This window comes from Coprococcus sp. AM97-35 (genome assembly GCF_027697525.1).
GTDB lineage: Bacteria > Bacillota > Clostridia > Lachnospirales > Lachnospiraceae > Allocoprococcus > Allocoprococcus comes.
This window is the reverse complement of the sequence record NZ_JAQESL010000014.1, coordinates 24,114-43,911: the sequence shown is the minus strand read 5'-3', so window position 1 is coordinate 43,911 and position 19,798 is coordinate 24,114. Positions and strand designations below refer to the sequence as shown.

The following is a 19,798-nucleotide window of genomic DNA, read 5'->3' as shown; positions in this document are numbered from 1 at the left end:
TTTTTCTATCTTCTATTCTCCTTTTTCCTGCAGAATATCCACGATTGTCTTCTCAGTTCCAATCATGCCTGGCGAAGCGATTTCTCCCATATGCCGCATCGTATCTTCCGGTGTAAAACCATTGATTCCATGAATATCATCAATAAAAATATCATGCATCGCAAAGTCTGCCGATTGGAATGCAGCGTTCACTGCCACAACACCTTTCATCGTACAGCCCTTATTTCCGCCGTGACAGATCATACCCGTAATACTGCTGGACATGTTGTTGATCGTTCTCGCCATGGCATGCTCATCACCTCCATGAAGGAGAACCAACGCACAGGCCATTCCTGTACCGGCAGCAATGCCGCAGCCACAGAAAGCAGAAAGCTTACCGGAATATTCTTTGATATACATGCAGATAAGATAGCTTAATGCGGTGGCACGATATAAGGTTTCATCGCTTAATCCACGGATCTTGCAAACACCGTAAAGAGGCATGGTTGCAATAATTCCATGTGCCCCGGAACCGGTAATGCTCATGGCCGGTCTGTCGAGTCCGATCACACGTGCCTCGATTGCTGCATTGCAAAGTAAGGATGCTGTATTTAACTCATTATCAGAAATAATCTTTCCACCATTTTTCTCAAGCAGATAACGTGCATATGTCGTTCTTGGATTCTGAATCCCTTCTTCGAACAAGGCATAGTTCATATCATAGGCAGCCTTGATAAATTCAATTTCCTCTGCCGGAACTTCTTTTGCATATTCGTAAATCTGTTTTAGTGTATAATTATGGATCAGTGGTTTCTCTTCATGAGCACATTCTTCGGAAGCTTCTTTCTTCTCCAGAACCACCTCTCCATTTGCCTCAATGCGAACAATATTCGTATGAGCATCGCGGATCCGAACCATAGCCTCTCCGCCTGTTGTCTTTACGCGGGCTTCGATAAAAATACGGCTCGTGATCTCGCTCATTTTCACAACGATTTTTCCGTCTTTTACCAATTGCTCTGCTGCCACATTGTCGGCTTCTGTTACATTAGCAAGGCTCTCCAGCTCTTTTTCCGGTTTTCCTGCTACCGCCCCTAAAGCTGCTGCGTATTCATTTCCGTAAAAATGACTGTTCGGAATACCACATGTATATGCATTTTTATACATTCCACTATTTAGTAAAAGCGTAACCTGTTCCAGTTCTCCCGGAACATAAGATTTTGCCTTTGAAACCGCATACGCGATCGCTCCCGGCTCTGTTACCCCAAGAGCCGGACGCATATCCTCTTTAATTAATTGTGTTAATTCATGCATTTCTTTTTCCTCCAATCAATTATTCAGACTATTAACCGCATCCTCTAATTGCTTCAATGCTTTCTCTAGAACAGATCTCGGACAAGCTGCATTCAACCGCATAAACCCGTTCATTGTCCTTGTAAAAGACGAACCGTCATTTAATCCAAGCCCTGCCTTATGAATCATAAAATCCTTTAATTCTTCATTATCCATATGCAGTGCTCTGCAGTCCAGCCACACAAGATAGGTTGCATCCGGCATATTTGCTTTGATCAGAGGAATCTTTTTTTCAAAATAATCACATATATAATCAAGATTTCCAGAAATATACGCAAGGAGTTGTTCCAACCACTCTTCGCCCTCATTCAATGCTGCTTCCATTGCAACAGAACTAAACGCATTGTTTCTATGTATATCCATTCCACCCCAATATCCGTCGAACTTTTTCTTCATTTCCAGATTTGGGAATACCGTGGTTGATGCCTGAAGTCCTGCCAGGTTAAATGTTTTTGTCACGGAAATACATGTGATCACCTTATCAGCTGCTTCTGGGACAACAATTGCTGCCGGAATATGTTTTTTTCCATGAAATATGAGATCCGAATGAATTTCATCCGAAACTACCTGAACATCATTTTCAAAGCAAAGTGTCAGCATTTTAGACAGCTCATCTTGGGACCATACGCGTCCAAGCGGATTATGTGGATTACATAAAATGAAGAGTTTCACTGCGGGATCTTTTACCTGCTTTTCAAAATCTTCAAAATCTACTTCCCACACTCCGTCATGCTCAAGAAAGTTATTTTGTACAAGTTCTCTCCCTGTATTTTCTGTGATTTCGAAAAATTCCGGATAAACCGGTGGCTGAATTAAAACCTTTTCTTCTTTCTTTGTAAATAGCTTAATGATCGCTGCAAGAGCCGGAACCACACCTAAACACCAGCTACATAAGTTTGTATCAAGTGCCCATCCGTTTCTTCTTAACTGCCAGTCGGCATACGCTTTAAAATAACTATCTGGGCGGGATGTATAACCCCAGATTCCTTCTTCCGCTTTCTTTTTACATGCATCAATAATAGGCTGCGCTGTCTTGAAATCCATATCTGCAATCCAAAGCGGAATCACATCATCTGTCCCAAAATTCTTTACCCTTTCATCATATTTTGCAGAACGGTTTTTGCTTCTGTCAACAGGCTCATCAAAATTGTATTTCATATTTTCATTTCCTCTTTAATTATGCATTATTCTACCAGATGACAGGCTACATAATGTTCATTTCCAACATTTCTGAAGATTGGTCTTTCTTCATGACAGCGTTTGGTAGCATATGGGCATCTGGATGCAAATTTACATCCAACCGGTGTATCAATCGGACTTGGGACATCCCCTTGCAGCATAACCGGTTTCTTAGTTTTACTGATCGCAGGATCAAGTTCAGGAACCGCTGACATCAATGCTTTTGTATATGGGTGCAGTGTCTGTTCGTACAATTCTTCTGTCTCCGCAAATTCTACCAGAGATCCAAGATACATAACACCTACTTTTTGGGAAATATGTCTGACCATAGAAAGATCATGTGCAATAAACAAATAAGTAAGTCCAAGACTTGCCTGCAGATCTTCAAGCATATTTACTACCTGTGCCTGAATACTGACATCAAGTGCCGAAATAGGCTCATCGCAGACTACAAAATCCGGATTTACCGCAAGTGCTCTTGCAATCCCGACACGCTGCCTTTGTCCACCTGAAAATTCATGAGGATAACGGCTGGCATGGTCTTTTCCAAGACCAACTGTATTCAACAATTCATAGATGCGTTCCTGTCTTTCCTTACCTTCATAAAGATGATAAATATCCAGTGGCTCACCGATAATATCTGAAACCGTCATACGAGGATTCAGAGATGCATATGGATCCTGAAAGATCATCTGCATTCTTTTTCTATATGGCCATACTTCGGCTGCGCTCAACTGTGCAATATCTTTCCCATCAAATATGATTTCTCCTGCTGTCGGTTTATAGAGACGCATGATGGAATATCCGGTTGTAGATTTTCCACATCCGGACTCTCCTACAAGTCCGATTGTTTCTCCCTTTTGAATTTTGAAGGAAACTCCGTCCACTGCTTTTACATACTCGATTTTTTTACCTAAAAATCCTTTTTTATTCTCAAAATACATTTTCAGGTCTTTTACTTCCAGAAGTGTATTATTTGGCATGTCGGATTCCTCCTTTCTGACTTTCGTACTCTTCGTTCCGAGGTGCCTGCGGATGGCACATAAAACAGCTTACACGATGTGTATCACTGATATACTGTTCCGGCACCGGCATGGATGCGCATACCTTCATTGCATATTTGCATCGCGGATAAAACGGGCAGCCTGTCGGTGGATGAAGCATATCCGGCGGTGTTCCAAGAATCGGAACCAGTCTTTCTTTTGATGCTTCTCCGGTTACTTTTGGTACAGAGTTCAAAAGTCCCATGGTATATGGATGGTGCGGTTCATAGAAGATTTCTTCTGTTGTTCCTTCTTCCATAATTTTTCCGCCATACATAACGATGATTCTGTCACAGATACTTGATGCACATCCTAAGTTATGTGTGATCAAAATAGTAGCTGTTCCAAGTCTTTCATTTAATTCTTTCATAAGAGCCAGTACCTGGGCCTGAATGGTAACATCCAGCGCGGTTGTCGGCTCGTCTGCGATCAGAAGCTCCGGCTCACAGGAAAGCGCCATCGCGATCATTGCTCTCTGTCTCATACCGCCTGAAAACTCATGTGGGTAGGAATGAAATCTTTTTTCCGGTGAAGGAATACCTACCAGTTTCAACATTTCAAGTGCACGTTTTTTTGCATCTTCTTTTTTAATTTTATGGTGTGTCAGAATGGCTTCTGTAATCTGATCACCAATCTTAAATAATGGATTCAAAGATGTCATCGGATCCTGGAAGATCATGGCAATGTGATCCCCCTGAATCTTACGCATCTCACTTTTTTTCTTTTTCAAAAGATCCTCTCCGTTAAAGAGAATCTCCCCTTTCTTTACTCTTCCCGGATATGCAAGCAGTCCCATAATAGAAAGTGATGTAACGCTCTTCCCACTGCCCGATTCACCTACAATACCAATGATCTCGCCTTTATCTAATCCAAAACTGACATCACGGATTGCCTGCACCTCTCCTAAATGCGTAAAGAAAGAGGTATGTAAATTTTTTACATCTAATAATTTTTCACTCATTTGCTTTTCCTCCTTACTTACGCTGTTTTGGATCGAATGCATCTCTTAAACCATCACTCAATAAGTTAAATGTAAGAATTGTAACTGAAATGGCAATCGCCGGATATACCATCTGATATGGATATACATAAATTCCTGCTAAAGCGTCATTACACAAAGTACCCCAGGAAGCCATCGGTGCAGAAATACCAAGACCTACGAAGCTCAGGAATGCCTCGTTGAAAATTGCACTTGGAATCTGCATTGCCATATTTACCATGATAGGTCCCATCATATTCGGGATTAAGTGTTTCACAATAATTCTCTTTGTATCTGCTCCTGTTACAATCGCTGCTTTGACAAATTCCTGCTGTTTCAGCGTCAGAACCTGTCCTCTGACGATACGGGCCATTTTAACCCAGAATGTCAAACCTAATGCGATAATGATCGAAGAAATACCAGGTCCTACTACAACCATGATCAAAATAACATACAACGTCATCGGAATGGAGTCCAAAACATCAATAATACGCATCATGATATTATCAACTGTTCCACCGCAGTAACCTGCAATCGCACCGTAGAATACACCAACCACAAAGTTGATAAATGCCGCAAACAGACCAACCAAAAGAGAAATACGTGCACCATATACAATACGGATAAACAAATCTCTCCCAAGACCATCTGTTCCAAGCAGATAGGTTTTATTTTTTATCTTCTCCTGCTTTGTGAGCTTCTCACCATCACAAGTGATCACTGTTCTTTCTATCTTGTTTTCCAAAATACTTTTGGCTTCTTCAATTGTAACCTCTGTCACATCGCTTCCTGCATAATAGTTTTCAAGATATTTAATTCCTTTGATCGCTACTGTATCTAAATCTTTTTTTGCTGCTTTCTTTTTCTAATTTTTTATACTCTTTACTTGCATCTGAATAACCACTATAATCAACACAGATTTCACTGTTTCCGACCGTAAAGAAATTTTTCTTTCCATTGACATCTTTATTCTTTACTTCTGCAAGTCCTTCAAGATTTCCTTTTTTGTCAACCACAACAACTGTATACTGTGGTGTTACATAAATATTTTTTCCGTTGTCAAGCGGATATACTTTCATTACATCCGGAATATTCGCTAATTCCAGATTCTGTGTCTTATAATCATATTTCCAAAACATTGGGATAAAAATAGCTCCGATTGTAATCAAAGCAATTACGATCAAAGAAAGGATCGCTATTTTATTGGATTTTAATCTTCTCCATCCGTCTTGTAAAAAAGTAAGACTAGGCCTTTCCATTTTCTCAGCATTTTTTTCTTCCTGTTCCAACGGTGCCCATAATTCCGGAGAGATAACATTATTTTTTTCGCTCATATTTTCTCACCTGTTTTACTGATATTTAATACGTGGGTCAATTAATACATACAGAATATCGACTACTAAAATGCAGATTACAAGAATAACTGAGAAAAATACAGTAATACCCATAATCAATGTATAGTCTCGGTTAAGGATACTGTTTGTAAATAAGTTTCCGATTCCAGGAATACCAAATACCTTTTCTACTACGAAAGATCCTGTAATCAATGCAGCAAACATCGGTCCGATATAAGTTACAACCGGAAGCAATGCATTTCTTAATGCATGTTTTCCAAGTACCTTCCATTCAGGAAGTCCCTTTGCCCTTGCTGTACGAATATAATCCTGATTCAGAACATCCAACGTAGAAGTTCTTGTCAGTCGTACAACATATGCCAGTGAGAATAATGCACTGACTATAACCGGTCCAATATATCCCTTCCAGCTATTCACACCAAACGATGGTACCCATCCTAAAATCTTGCTGAACAGATATAAGAATCCTGTTGCAAATACAAAGCTTGGGATTGTCGCCCCTAGGGTTGATAGCACCATCAAGACTCGATCTACAAATTTATTTTGCCTCAATGCGGCAATAATACCAAAAAATATTCCGAAACCTAAAATAACTAACGAAGCCCAAATACCGATTGCTAAAGAATATGGAAATCCTGCTGAAATAATATCATTGGTTGTGATTCCTTTTTTCATAAAAGAAATACCAAAATCCCCATGCATATAGTTCCGCATATATGTTCCATACTGCTCAATGATCGGTTTGTCTAAACCATATTTTGCTTTCATATTTGCAATAATTACCGGGTCGTTCATTTTTTCGCTGGCAAATGGGTCACCTGGAATTGCATTCATTAATATAAATGTCATCGTCATAATGAACCAGATCGTAATAATCGCAGAAAGTACTCTTTTCGCTATATATCTCAGCATATTACTTCTCCTCTAAGAATAGGGAGACCGAAAAGCAAGGTACTTCTCGGTCTTCCTAAAGTCAACAACTACTCAACGATTTCAGCATGGCTGAACATAAATGAATTGCCCAATGTAAGTTCAACATTTTCTACTTGATCTTCATTTACAAGAGCTACGAAAGATGGGTAATAAAGTGCTGTGATCGGCATCTCATCCATAAGCACTTTATTTGCCTCTTCCCAGGCTGCATCTCTTTCTTCGCCTAATGAAGCCATTGCTTTATCAACTGCTTCATCAAATGCTTTGTTACCAGGATTTAATGTTGTATCGTGCGGAGCACCTTTGTATTCTCTCCATCTCCACTGGCATGTATTATTACCATTCTGAGAATAGAAAAGTTTAATAAGTCCACTTGCATCGTATGGGTTATTTGTCCATCCACCAGGAGCCATCTCGTAATCACCTTTACTCTTTGTAGAGCTGAATACACTTGATTCTTCTGCGCGAAGTTTTACTTTGATATTTAAATTTGTTTCCAACATCTGCTGAATTGCTTCACAAAGTCTCTTGTTCTTTTCCGTATTCGCATATGTGATTTCTACCTCCGGGAATCCCTCTCCGTTTGGATAACCTGCTTCTGCAAGTTCTGCCTGCGCATCTTCTACCTTAGCCTGACGCGGATCGATTCCATATTCTTCTGCCGGATATCCATCTGCTTCAAGTTCACGGAAATGTGTACCGTCTGTCTTCTGGCATGTCGGAGCAATAAAGTTACTTGCCGGGATAGAACCATCCTTTAATACCTGTTCTGTGATCTGCTTTCTGTCGATTGCCTTGGCAACTGCTTTTCTTACATGAACATTATCAAATGGTGCTTTATCTACGTTGAAATTCAGGAACTGTGCTCCTGTATCGGCACTGACAATTACATATGGATCTTCAGCAACAATCTGTGGAATCTGTTCTGCCGGAAGGTGATCCATAACATCGATCTCACCTGCCTGATATGCCTGATATGCGGTATTATCATCTGTAATAAATACTGCTTTGATACCAGGAAGTTTTACTTCGTCTGCTGCATAGTAGTAAGGATTCTTTTTCAGTAATAAATGAGATCCAACCTGATATTCTTCTAAGCAGAATGCTCCGTTACTGATTGCTGATTCCGGTTTCTTCTCCCATCCTTCACCTGCTGCTTCCACTGCTTCTTTTTTAATAGGAAGGTATACGTCATTGGCAACTAACTGTGGGAAGAACGGTGTTGCATTCTTCAAAACAACTTCAAATGTATAATCATCAATCGCTGTTGCTTTGATATCATCATACTCACCTGTTCCCTCAAAATATTCGGTACCACCTACAACATAATCTGTGATGGCCTGAAGTGCTTCAGATGCAAAATTCGGATCACAAATTCTTCTCCAGGAGTATTCGAAGTCTTTCGCTGTTACCGGGCTTCCGTCTGACCATTTCGCATCTTTTCTCAAATGGAATGTGTATGTTTTTCCATCCTCTGAAACATCCCATTTTTCTGCGATACCCGGTTTAAAGCCATCAGATGTTGATACGGTGAGGCCTTCAAACAACTGCTTGCAAATTGCGTCCGATACGGATGCTGAATTGTTCGTTGGATCCCACTGCTTTGGTTCAGAATCCAATCTCCACATAAGGTATCTTCCCTCTTCTAATCCTTCAGTTTCCGTTTCTGCTTCCTGTTTTGCCGATCCATTGTCAGAAGCTTTTTTGTCACCGCATCCCACAAAACTAGCGGCAACCATCGTTAGTGCTAAAAACAACGCTAAATTTTTCTTTTTCATACATTTCTCCTCCTTTACATCCTTTTTTTGAGTTTCGTTTTACGAAAAAGATTTTTTCTGTGTTTTTTACTCACAGTATAATTATTACTGACAGTATAATTCTTTTTGTATATTATGTCAAGATATTGACACAATTCTTTTATTGTTTTATAATATTTTAACAACTGTATGTTTTGTTTTTCTATAAGAAAACAAATAAATTACATAAAGGAGGATTTTCTTATGAAGAAAGCACTAAAAATCTACATTTCTGTAGACATGGAAGGAATGGCTGGTATCACTTCTCCATCCCAGGAACGCGATGAGGTTCCTTCCTTCCGCCGCGCTTTACACAATCAGGTACGCTGGATCATCGAAGGAATTCATGCTTCTTCCAGAAATGAGGAGATTGGGGAAATCACCATTTCTGACTCTCACGGAAGCGGAACGAACCTTTCCTATGATGAACTTTGCCAGATGGATGAACGTATCAGCTTAGTAAGCGGTTCTCCAAGAAGACAGTACATGATGTCTTGCCTGGATGAAACCTACGATGTTGTATTTCTGGCCGGATATCATGCCGGTCCGGGAGAAGATTTCGCCAATATGGATCACAGCTTCTACGGAAGAGTTGTTTCCAGCCTTAAGATCAACGGGACCTATATGAACGAAAGCACAACGAACGCAGCACTTGCTGCTTCTTATAAGGTTCCGGTAGGGCTTATCATCGGTGATTCCGGTCTTCGCAAACAGCTTATAGACAAAGAAATGATGCCATGGGTAAAATTCGTAACAACTAAAGAAGCTCTGTCACGCTATGCAGCAAAATTCCCACCACAAAAAGTTCTCAGGGAAAATACGATTTCTGCAGTAAAAGAAGTTCTTGATTCCGATTTGAGCAAAATTCCTTTATATGAAGTTACAACTCCGATCAAACTGGGATTTGAATTCAAATCAACAGCAATGGCCGACACTGTTGCACAAATTCCTCGCATGAAACGCTTAAGCGGTACAGAAGTAGAAATCACATGCGATAACATGCATGAATTAGAATGTGGCATCTCTGCAATTACCGGTCTTGCAGGAACAGCTAACTAAAAATTTCGAAGGAGAAAAAGAAAATGGGAAAATATAATTTTGATGAAATCATCGACAGACGCGGCACATCTTGTAATAAATGGGAATACAATATTCCGGAAGATGTCATTCCGATGTGGGTAGCAGACATGGATTTTGCAGCAGCTCCGGAAATTCGCGAAGCAATGCAGAAACGTTTAGATCATCCTGTTTATGGATATACTCATCACAGCAAAGAATTAAAAGATGCCATCGTATCCTGGGTAGGAAGACGTTATCACTGGGATATTCAGAGCGAATGGTTAGGTTTCAGTCCCGGCGTTGTTCCTGCTCTTGTTATGAGTCTTTTATCTCTGACAACACCTGGGGATCGTATTGTGATCATGACACCTGTTTATCATCCATTCTACTCTTCGATTGAAGAAAATGGACGTGTTATCATTAATCACCAGTTAGATTGTGATGAAAACGGACGTTATTCCATTAACTTCGAGCGTCTGGAAGCACAGATCGACAACCGCTGCAAAGCGATCATGATGTGTAATCCTCATAATCCGGCTGGTCGTGTATGGACAAAAGAAGAACTTTTGGAAGTTGCTAAAATCGCCGAACGCCATGAGCTGTATATTATTTCAGATGAGATCCATGCCGATTTCGTATATGGCGGAAAACACCATACCCCGATGGCATCCGTATCAGAATATGCTATGGAACATACAATCACAGCTTTTGCACCGAGTAAAACCTTTAATGTTGCCGGTCTTTGTCAATCTTATGTTGTTATTCCGAACAAGAAATTATACAATGCGTATGACGCAACCTATAATGCGTTTGATCTGGGGGATAACGTTTTCGGTATGACAGCGCTGACTGCCGCATATACAAAAGGCGAGGAATGGCTTACAGAAATGCTTCAATATCTCGAAGCTAACAGAGATTTCACCGTGGAATATATCAGAGAAAATATTCCGGAAATCAGCGTTTGGTCACCTGAAGGAACATATCTTCTGTGGCTTGATTGTTCAAAGCTTAATCTGGAAAATGACGAATTAAATCAATTTTTCTTAGAAAAAGCAAAGGTAAAAATGAATCCTGGATATCGTTTCGGTGCTCAGTGCAGCACTTATATGCGATTAAATATTGGCTGTCCACGCGCTCAACTTCAGGAAGCTCTTGCCCGCATTGAAAAAGCAATCAAAAACCGCTAGTTTTTATACTTGAATTGCGAAAGGAGGAGCGGGATCATGTATGGAAGCCGAATTCGCGAAATGCGAAAAAAAAGAGGGCTCACGCTCAAAGAGGTAGCTGAAGCTACCGGATACACAATAGGTCATATATCACAAATTGAAAGAGATTTAAAATCTCCTTCACTCGTGGCACTTAGAAAAATTGCAGCCTGCTTAGATTGTTCAGAAGTATGGTTAATCATGGGTGACTCTGAACTCTCTGTTGAGTCATCTGAAGAGAAAAATAATTCAAAAGAAACTTATTTAGTGAGAAAAGAAAAACGAATTCCAATGAAAATCCCGGAAATCGATGTTTCCTACTCCATTTTTACACCTTCTAAACTTCCGGACTCAAAAGAAGCACAAATGACCGGACTTATTGTGAGATTAAACCCTAACACCTGGGTGACTGAGCAGATGATTTCACATGGTAATTATGACGAGAGTCTCCTGCTCCTGAAAGGGGAACTGGAACTCCGTATGGATAACAGTACTTATGTAATCCACGAGGGTGACAGTTTCTATATTCCTAAAAATTGTTTACATAACTACATGAATACATCAGATGAAGAAGCTACTATAATTGTTTACTTTTCACAATTAGTTTATTAAGGAAAACACGATTATGAAATATATTATTGATGGACATTTTGACTTACTCAGTGATGTCGCTGTACGCCGCAAAAACGGCGAGCATAAGGTCATTGAAAGATTATACTATCCAGCTTTTAAAAAAGGAAACGTGACGGGAGTCGTTGCCTCCCTCTTTGTAGATAGCCAGTACCTGCCTTATGGAGGTATTTCAATCGCTATGGAACAGATTGCCGCTCTCCACTGTGAGATAAGCGAAAGTCCGGACCTTCTTATGCTTTGCACGAGCGCAGATGACTTTGTAAAAGCCGCTTCGGAAAATAAAGTCGGTATCCTTCTCTCGTTTGAAGGAGCAGAACCGATAAGCTCCTGCCTCATGTTACATGCTTTCTACGCCGCAGGCGTAAGAGGACTGGGACTTACCTGGAGCCGCAGAAATATGGCAGCTGACGGCTGTGATTTTACCGGGAACGCCAAAAAAGGTGGTCTGACCGACTTTGGAAAAATGCTTGTAAAAGAAGCTGAATCCTTAAACATGATCATTGATCTCAGTCATTTAAGTGACGAGGGCGTGGATGATGTCTTATCCATTACCTCCTGCCCACTAATCGCATCGCATTCTAATGCACGGGCAGTTGCTCATAACAACAGAAATTTAAAAGACGAGCATTTAGCAGAAATTTCCAGACGCGGAGGTGTGGTAGGACTGAATGCCTGCAGTATCATTAACGCAGATGCCGGCAGCACACCTGACCGCCGGCAAATGCTTGCACACTTAGATTACATGATTGAGGTAATGGGAGAACAGCATGTCGGTTTCGGATTTGACTTTTGCGATCTCTTCTTAAAGAATAGTTCCGCACAAGACTTATCTCTGATGCCGGAGTATCCTTTCGATATTCTGTCCGGCGGTCACGCAGACATTCCAGATTTCCTGCTGGATATGAAAGAACATAATTATTCAGATGAACGGATTTCTCTGCTTTCAGGCAAAAACTGGCTTTATGCATTCGAAAAAATTCTAAAAAAATAATTTATCAGAAGGAGTATTTTTGTAATGAATTCAAATATGACAGAACAATTAGATCAGCTTTTCCGTATGTGGGATCGCGGTCTTTGCCCTGGCGCTCAGGTATTGATTCGCCAGCACGGTAAAACTCTTTACGAAAAATGTTTTGGATATGGAAATCTTGAAAATAAATTAAAAATCCATAAAGAAAGTATTTTCCATGTCGCATCGATTTCCAAAGAATTTACCGTTATGTCTATTCTTCTTCTCTGGAAAGAAGGAAAGCTGGATTTAGAAGACGACATCAGGAAATATTTAAATGAATATATCAACATTGAAACACCGATTACGATCCGCCAGATGATGAATAATGTTAGCGGACTTCGCGACCAATGGGAACTCTTATTTTTACGCGGTATCAAGATCAACGATCAGATTGACATGGATGATATCAATACAACGATATCTCTTCAGAAATCGCTGAACTTTGAACCACAGTCACAGTATTTATACAGTAACACCGGTTTCCATTTATTGGCACTTATCGTTGAAAAGCTGTCGCAAATGAGCTTCCCACAATTTGTAAAAGAACGTATTTTCACTCCACTCGGAATGACACATTCTTTTGTCCGTGAAAGCTTTACACAAATTGTTCCGGATCTTACTTACTCTTATCAGGACGAAGGTAATGATACATTCTACTACAATCCACTGAACTATGCACTTTACGGACCAACCTCTGTAAATACCTGTGCTTCCGATCTCTGCAAAGTATTAGATGAGTACATTCATCCAAATGTGATCGATCCTGAAATTATCGAGCTTATGAAGAAACCTGTCCTTCTCAGCAATGGCAAAACGGCTGAATACTGCGGCGGACTGATCACCCATAAGCTTCATGGTCTGGATGTATTCGGTCATGGTGGTGCCGATGCTGCATACCGTGGTGAAATTATTTGCATTCCGGAAAAAGAACTGGAGCTTGTACTGATCAGTAACACCACAACTTACGCAATGTCTAAGCTTGCCGATAAAGCTGCCTGCATCGTACTCGGATTACCGGATTGTACCGAACCAGCCGTGCCGGAACATGAAAATGCACCCGCTCGCAGCGGTGTATTCCTGACAGCACTTCCGGATGATCCAATGTTTGTTGATATTACAGAGCAAAACGGTACCTTCTATATGCAAAGAGAATGGTGCCGCACAGAACTGGTAAAAGAAGAGGATGGCGGTTATCGCATTGGTTCATTAGACGAAAAGATCTACTTCACAGATAAGGAAATCCTTTATCGACTTCCTGCCCGTGTACTTACATTGACCCCTGCCAAGCCTGCAGATCCGGCACTTTTCCAGGAAGGAACCTATTACAACGATGAAATCGATTCCTTCATGAAATTAGTGAAAGTTGGAAATACATGCGAAATCCATATGCGTCGTTATGGGAAAACAACACTTTATCAATCAGGATCAGGAAGTATTATCTTCCGAATGGATGCAAATCTTGTAATGTATGTAAAAGCTGAAAATGATACCATCATTATGGATGGCGGCCGTGTAAAACATATCATTTATCAAAAACAATAAATTAACAGGGCGTGTGAAAAATATTATTTTACTTTTTCCGTTTAATCTCACAATTATTCTCAAAAGAGCACATCGCTTTTGATGTGCTCTTTTACACTTTCTAATTCTCCAGATACTTCCGTATCCGATCTTCCTTCAACTGTTCCCCAATCACGATCACAACCTCCTGCCCGTCTCCGATCGGCTTCATACTGATCTCATGACCGGTTGCATTCAGCTGCATCCAGCTTCCTGCATCATCTTTCACGAATCCCTTCACCCGGAAAATACCGCCACATTCCGGATCCTGCATCATCTTCGCAACCTGCGTCTTCAATTCATCTGCAGAAATTTTTAATTCCATAAAATACAACGAATCAAAACCTTTTTTCTCATCTATATCCATCTTCCGATAATTTTCTGCAACATAACCGCCCTTTAAGATCTTATCAAAATCCTCTTCCGAAAGCTCTGCTCCATCTTTTCTCATGATTTCCTGATCCAGCCTTCGCTTGCACTGAACCTGTTCAAGCGCTCTGTTCAAATGTTCAATTGTATTTTCAATCTGTTCTTTTGTTGCTTCTTCTGCCCTGCTGAGGATAATGCTTCCTGCATTTGCAGCCTCGGACGCAAGCAGATAGTCTGCTTCTTCTGACAATTCCGGCTCCAGTTTTGCGTCAACGATCGCAATCACATTGCCAATCTCATACCACTTATCCAGTGGTTCATCGTGAAGAACGTCAAAAAATTCGTCTACATCATAAATCCCGGACGGTTCAACAATTACTCTGTCATATCCGCACATTCCCATTGCGATCAGCTTCGTCCGGAAACGCCGCCTGTGCGTCTCTTTGTCGCACCCACCGGAAATCATTTCAAGCTCACAGTTATCTCCCATCAGGTCCTGCAAAAGAAGCATATCTACATTTACCGCACCAAAATCATTCTCAAGGATGCCAATGTTCATTCCTTTATCCAGAAGATATTTTGCATATTTTTTAATAAACGTTGTCTTGCCGGAACCTAAGAAGCCGGTGATTAAATCTATTTTTACCATCGCTAATCTTCCCCTTTGATTTTTTACTTCTTTTAAGATAATAGCATATTTTTTTTGTTTCTTAAAGGAACTCAAATAAAGAACTCAAACAGAAGCTTAAATTTTGAGTTCCTATTTGAGTTCTTTTCATTTTTCTAAAAATCATTTTTCTTTTTTACTTTTCTTCTTTCTTTATCCCAGCCTTCTCCAGAATCCCATTCCACATTTGCTCCCGCTTTTTCTCCCGTTCTGCCTTTCCGTCATTCCACTTCTGTATAAATGCCATCTGTTCCAGATCATCTCGCTCTTCCATAAACAGCCTCTCTTTCTTACATTTATTCAGATGAATTATTTCCTGTACCTGACTATTATATGCGTGTCCGCAATGATTCTTTCCACTTTGCACGTTATATTTATAAGCAAGAAAAAATCAGGTCTCACCCCCGACACCTGATTTTCTCTCACTTATTCACTCTTTAATTTTCTCTTCTTTCTTCCCCAGATATACATGGACAGTACAATCGCCACGCAATCCGTAAGTGCCTGTCCGTAAATGACTCCGTTTAATCCGAATACTGCATTCAACAGATACAGTAAGGGAATCAGCAGAAGTCCCTGTCGGAGCACCGACAGAATCGTTGCAGGAAGTGCATCTCCAGTAGACTGCATGCAGTTCATATTTACAAAAAGGATTCCGATAAACGGTCCGGAAACCATATATGCGACCAGCATTTTCACGCCATAATATATAACGTCTTTATCGTTAATGAACAGGTGGATAATTGGTTCTCGAAAAAAGAAAAATAATGCCGTCGCCAGGATTCCAACGACCAGACAGCATTTTTTCGTAAAACAGTCCACTTCCATAAAACGTTTCTGATTGCCTGCCCCAAAATTGTACCCCATCAGCGGCTGCACGCCGTTGGCAAGTCCCATTTGAAGGAAGGTAATAAACATATTTGCCTTGAATACAATTCCAATCGCCGCCACCGGTGCATTTCCGTACTTGACCAGAATCTGATTCAGCACGATCGTTGATACACTCATCAGTGCTGAAAAAATTGCGGTCGGAAAACCGATCGAACATACCCTTGATAAAATCTGCTCTCCGCATTTAAAATACTTCGGGCTGACAGAAAAGCTTTTACTCTTTTTCATGAAATACCAGAGATAATAAATGCTTGCCAGAATATTGCCGATTGTTGTCGCAATCGCAGCCCCTGCCGCCCCCATTCCAAGTCCGCTGATAAATACCGGATCCAGAACAATGTTGACAACTGTACCGATCATACTTCCGATCATCGCCTCACTGCTTGCACCTTCCGCACGAACGATAAAGCTTGCCGCTGCTGACCAGATGATAAATGGTGCACCATAGGAAACGTGAAATGTATAACCTTTTGCCATCTCATAAGTCTGACTGTTCGCACCAAATGTGTAAAGGATCGGTTTCATAAAGAGAATCAGGATCAATGCAAATAAAATCCCGACGATCAGTGATGCATAGGTTACAAATGCCGACGTATTCTTTACCCGTTTCTCATTTTTCTCTCCCATCGCCATGGATGCAACGGCACTTCCACCCATCCCGAACATATTTGCAAATGCCATCAGTAAAATAAATATCGGATTGGTCAGACTGACCGCTGCCACCTGCAGTGGATCCCCAGTCTGTCCAACAAAAAAGGTGTCTGCCATATTGTAGACAACCGTGACCAGACTGCTGATCACGCTTGGTATTGCCATCTTCGCAACGGCTTTTGACACCTTCATACTTCCCATCAGTTCATTTTCATTCATCTGTCCGTCCCCCCTGCTGTTTTTTTCTGCCTGCGTTTTTCTTTACCGTATTCACAGGAAAAGTATCCAGATTCTGCAACATTTTCTCTGCGATCCGCAGAAATTCCTGCCGTTCTTCTTCTGTCACTCCCTGCAGCAAAATCATTTCTGACTCTTCGATCTCCCTCTTAAGCACAGCTTCTATCTGCTCTGCTTTTTCAGTAAATACGATTTTCTTATATCTTCCATCATTTGGATCAGTCTCTCTTTTTATCAGTCCATTTTTCTCCAAAGATTTCAGTGTCTCTGTTGCCGTGGAAGGACGAAGTCCGAATTCCTGTTCAATATCCTTCTGATAGACAGATCTGTTCTGAGATTCTACTAAAATATAATTTAAAATATTCCCCTGTGCACCGCTGATCCCGATTGTTTCCTGGATTGCCCTGGACCGTCTACGGAGACGGTTGGAAATCTGATTGATCTTCTTTCCTGTCTGCATGATAACCTCCCTTGCACTTATGATATTTTACTTTATCATTTTTTGCATCAAATACTTCGTTTCCTAAGTATTTTAGGGCAGATTTTAAAAAAAGTCAATCAAAAAAAGAGACAGCCCATCATTTTGACAAGCCATCCCTTTTCGTCATATTTTATAAATCCTACGCTTCAGACTCTTTCTTAGCTCCAAAGTAAGCCTTCAGAGAATTGATCACAATAACAAGTCCGAGTGCCATCAGCAGAACTGCGATGATCAGCTGAAGTCCTTCTACAAGGAAAGTAGCGGAACCTGCTGCATATGCTTTTACAAGTCCGATGGTTCTCTCTACCAGTGCGGTTCCTGTTACACAAAGCATGATAATCAGCGGTGCGAACAGCATCTTGTTGCTTCTTCCTGTTACCTTCATGAATACACAAAGTGTTACAAGTACAAGTGCTGACAGTAACTGGTTTGCTGATCCGAACAGTGGCCAGATATTTGCATATCCGATACGTGTCAGAACGTAAGCACATAACAGAGTCACGATTGTTGAGAAATATGTATTGCAAAGGAGTTTTCTCCATCCTTCTGCATGTTCCATATCATCTACACTGAAAAGTTCCTGGAAACTCATACGTCCGATACGTGAAACAGCATCCAGACTGGTAAGTGCAAGTGCAGATACACACATGGTCATGAAACACTGTGCGATGTAAACCGGAATACCGAACATTTCAAAGAATCCTGCAACACCGCTTGAGAATACCTGGAATGGTGTTCCGGCTGCCGGTGTTCCGTCTGCTGCTGCAGCTGCACCAGCTACGCAAAGTGCGATAATTGCAAGAAGACTTTCCAGAACCATTGCTCCGTATCCAACCTTCAGCATATCCTTTTCATTGGATACAGTCTTAGATGATGTACCTGATGAAACAAGGCTGTGGAAACCTGATACAGCACCGCATGCCACGGTAACGAACAGGATTGGGAACATATCTCCAAGTGTATCATTGTGGAAGCCTGTAAATACCGGAAGGTTCATGGTTGGATGTGCAACCAGAAGTCCCAGTGCAGCTCCTGCGATCATACCGATGAACATATAAGTTGTCATGGTATCACGAGGCTGCTTTAAGATCCACATCGGAAGTACTGCTGTAAAGAAGATATATACAAATGTAATGTAAGTCCATGTATCTTTTGTTGCTGTGATCGGTACTAACATACCAAGACCAAGAGCAGCTACTGTAAATACAAGACCAACAACTGTTTCTTTCCATCCGTGAAACCGGAATTTTTTCTGTACCAGACCAAAGATCATAGCAAATACGATAAACAGCAGAGAAATGGTTCCTGCAGCTCCGTTTGTCTTTGCTGCATCTGCAAGTTTTACGACACCGTCTACTTCTGTGTAAGCGTTAAATGTACCTGCAACCATATCTGCGAATGCTGCAATTACAAGAAGTGTAAACAGCCAGCAGAAAAGCAGGAATACTTTTCGTCCGAATTTACCGATATACTTTTCGATCAGAAGTCCCATAGACTTTCCTTCGTTCTTTACACTGGCATACAGTGCACCAAAGTCTGTAACAGCACCGAAGAAAATACCTCCAACGATGATCCACAGGAATACCGGAACCCATCCAAATACCGCCGCCTGAATTGCACCGGTAACAGGACCTGCACCTGCAATTGACGAAAACTGATGACTGAATACGGTCCATCCGTCTGTCGGAACATAATCCTTTCCATCTTCAAATTTCTTTGCCGGAGTCTCTGCTTTGGGATCGATTCCCCACTTATTAGCGAGCCAGCGACCATAGAATACATATGCACAGCTAAGAAGTACTGCTGCGATCAATACGATAACTAATGTATTCATACTAATCCCTCTCTTTCTCTTCCAGTTAAAATAATTAAGTTTTAATAAGATAACTAAAAATTTTATTAAATTATTATAGTGGTGTTTTAACTCTTTAAAGTCTTTTTGTCAATGGACTTCTCGCAATTTCGGCACGTTCACATGATTTTTTAGAGTATGCTCTGTTTTTTTGTGCATTTTTCCATACTCCGCGTTACAAAAACATATGACCGTTTCTCGAAAGCATTCCTGTAATATACAATTTGTCCATGACACCTGCTTCTGACTCCAGAATATGAGACTCCAGAATATGACCGAATATATTTTTATATTGATATTGACATTTTTTCCCAACCGAACTATACTGAATTTTGTAAATGAAACGGGGAGCTTGTTTGACAGGCTGAGAGGAAGTTCAGAACTTCGACCCATATACCTGATTTGGATAATGCCAACGTAGGAACGTATATTTTGATGATAACGGGAGATACATTGGTATCTCTCTTTTTTTGATATACGGCGTCAAATACCATCAGCATACTCTGATGATATTTGAGAAACAGGATTTCTTATAATAATATGAAATGATACCAGGGTCAAAAGGTC

Annotated in this window: 18 protein-coding genes and 1 riboswitch; of the genes, 5 read left to right on the top strand and 13 right to left on the bottom strand. The window is 40.8% G+C overall.

Annotated features, from left to right (window positions below):
- Nucleotides 1-12 precede the first annotated feature (12 nt).
- The 8 genes from PG840_RS10925 to PG840_RS10890 all read right to left on the bottom strand — a co-directional run bounded on the left by PG840_RS10925 (nucleotide 13) and on the right by PG840_RS10890 (nucleotide 8,596).
- Nucleotides 13-1,290 (bottom strand): L-cysteine desulfidase family protein, encoded by a 1,278-nt coding sequence (locus tag PG840_RS10925; RefSeq protein ID WP_270613645.1) that lies wholly within the window; start codon nucleotides 1,288-1,290, stop codon nucleotides 13-15.
- A 15-nt stretch (nucleotides 1,291-1,305) separates the two neighbouring features.
- Nucleotides 1,306-2,487 (bottom strand): MalY/PatB family protein, encoded by a 1,182-nt coding sequence (locus PG840_RS10920; protein WP_173825207.1) that lies wholly within the window; start codon nucleotides 2,485-2,487, stop codon nucleotides 1,306-1,308.
- A gap of 26 nt (nucleotides 2,488-2,513) precedes the next feature.
- The gene (locus PG840_RS10915) at nucleotides 2,514-3,491 is read right to left on the bottom strand and encodes an ABC transporter ATP-binding protein (protein ID WP_008373311.1); all 978 of its coding nucleotides are present in this window, start codon (nucleotides 3,489-3,491) and stop codon (nucleotides 2,514-2,516) included.
- Nucleotides 3,481-4,512 carry an ABC transporter ATP-binding protein gene (locus tag PG840_RS10910; RefSeq protein WP_117824451.1) on the bottom strand — a complete coding sequence of 344 codons (1,032 nt, stop codon included), beginning with the start codon at nucleotides 4,510-4,512 and terminating at the stop codon, nucleotides 3,481-3,483. Before PG840_RS10910 ends, PG840_RS10915 begins: the two co-directional genes overlap by 11 nt.
- Nucleotides 4,513-4,525: 13 nt before the next feature.
- On the bottom strand, nucleotides 4,526-5,311 hold the full coding sequence (locus PG840_RS10905; protein ID WP_270613643.1) for an ABC transporter permease: 786 nt from the start codon (nucleotides 5,309-5,311) through the stop codon (nucleotides 4,526-4,528).
- A 31-nt stretch (nucleotides 5,312-5,342) separates the two neighbouring features.
- A complete protein-coding gene (locus PG840_RS10900; RefSeq protein WP_270613642.1) occupies nucleotides 5,343-5,864 on the bottom strand; it encodes a hypothetical protein in 522 nt (173 codons plus the stop codon).
- Between the two features lie 15 nt (nucleotides 5,865-5,879).
- Entirely contained in the window at nucleotides 5,880-6,797 is a 918-nt protein-coding gene (locus PG840_RS10895; RefSeq protein WP_270613641.1) for an ABC transporter permease, read from the bottom strand.
- Nucleotides 6,798-6,865: 68 nt separating this feature from the next.
- Nucleotides 6,866-8,596 (bottom strand): peptide ABC transporter substrate-binding protein, encoded by a 1,731-nt coding sequence (locus PG840_RS10890; RefSeq protein ID WP_270613640.1) that lies wholly within the window; start codon nucleotides 8,594-8,596, stop codon nucleotides 6,866-6,868.
- Nucleotides 8,597-8,818: 222 nt separating this feature from the next.
- Between PG840_RS10890 and PG840_RS10885 the strand changes: the two genes are divergently transcribed.
- The 5 genes from PG840_RS10885 to PG840_RS10865 are packed head-to-tail and all read left to right on the top strand — an operon-like array spanning nucleotide 8,819 to nucleotide 14,065.
- A complete protein-coding gene (locus PG840_RS10885) occupies nucleotides 8,819-9,673 on the top strand; it encodes a M55 family metallopeptidase (RefSeq protein ID WP_022220051.1) in 855 nt (284 codons plus the stop codon).
- A gap of 23 nt (nucleotides 9,674-9,696) precedes the next feature.
- Nucleotides 9,697-10,860 carry a MalY/PatB family protein gene (locus PG840_RS10880; RefSeq protein WP_117836129.1) on the top strand — a complete coding sequence of 388 codons (1,164 nt, stop codon included), beginning with the start codon at nucleotides 9,697-9,699 and terminating at the stop codon, nucleotides 10,858-10,860.
- A gap of 36 nt (nucleotides 10,861-10,896) precedes the next feature.
- Nucleotides 10,897-11,490, top strand: a complete 594-nt coding sequence (locus PG840_RS10875) for a helix-turn-helix domain-containing protein (protein ID WP_117836131.1) — start codon at nucleotides 10,897-10,899, stop codon at nucleotides 11,488-11,490.
- Nucleotides 11,491-11,503: 13 nt separating this feature from the next.
- On the top strand, nucleotides 11,504-12,502 hold the full coding sequence (locus tag PG840_RS10870; RefSeq protein WP_117836132.1) for a dipeptidase: 999 nt from the start codon (nucleotides 11,504-11,506) through the stop codon (nucleotides 12,500-12,502).
- Nucleotides 12,503-12,526: 24 nt separating this feature from the next.
- Entirely contained in the window at nucleotides 12,527-14,065 is a 1,539-nt protein-coding gene (locus tag PG840_RS10865; protein WP_270613639.1) for a serine hydrolase domain-containing protein, read from the top strand.
- 100 nt (nucleotides 14,066-14,165) lie between these two features.
- Here the strand turns inward: PG840_RS10865 and PG840_RS10860 are convergent, their stop codons facing one another.
- The 5 genes from PG840_RS10860 to PG840_RS10840 all read right to left on the bottom strand — a co-directional run bounded on the left by PG840_RS10860 (nucleotide 14,166) and on the right by PG840_RS10840 (nucleotide 19,213).
- On the bottom strand, nucleotides 14,166-15,101 hold the full coding sequence (locus PG840_RS10860) for a GTP-binding protein (protein ID WP_118218595.1): 936 nt from the start codon (nucleotides 15,099-15,101) through the stop codon (nucleotides 14,166-14,168).
- Between the two features lie 154 nt (nucleotides 15,102-15,255).
- Complete coding sequence (locus PG840_RS10855; RefSeq protein ID WP_022219980.1) at nucleotides 15,256-15,393, bottom strand: hypothetical protein; 138 nt, start codon at nucleotides 15,391-15,393, stop codon at nucleotides 15,256-15,258.
- A gap of 152 nt (nucleotides 15,394-15,545) precedes the next feature.
- A complete protein-coding gene (locus PG840_RS10850) occupies nucleotides 15,546-16,880 on the bottom strand; it encodes an MATE family efflux transporter (protein ID WP_270613638.1) in 1,335 nt (444 codons plus the stop codon).
- Entirely contained in the window at nucleotides 16,873-17,358 is a 486-nt protein-coding gene (locus tag PG840_RS10845; protein WP_270613637.1) for a MarR family winged helix-turn-helix transcriptional regulator, read from the bottom strand. Before PG840_RS10845 ends, PG840_RS10850 begins: the two co-directional genes overlap by 8 nt.
- 160 nt (nucleotides 17,359-17,518) lie before the next feature.
- Nucleotides 17,519-19,213, bottom strand: a complete 1,695-nt coding sequence (locus PG840_RS10840) for a carbon starvation CstA family protein (protein ID WP_118218589.1) — start codon at nucleotides 19,211-19,213, stop codon at nucleotides 17,519-17,521.
- 354 nt (nucleotides 19,214-19,567) lie between these two features.
- Nucleotides 19,568-19,672: riboswitch (TPP riboswitch) on the top strand.
- Nucleotides 19,673-19,798 lie beyond the last annotated feature (126 nt).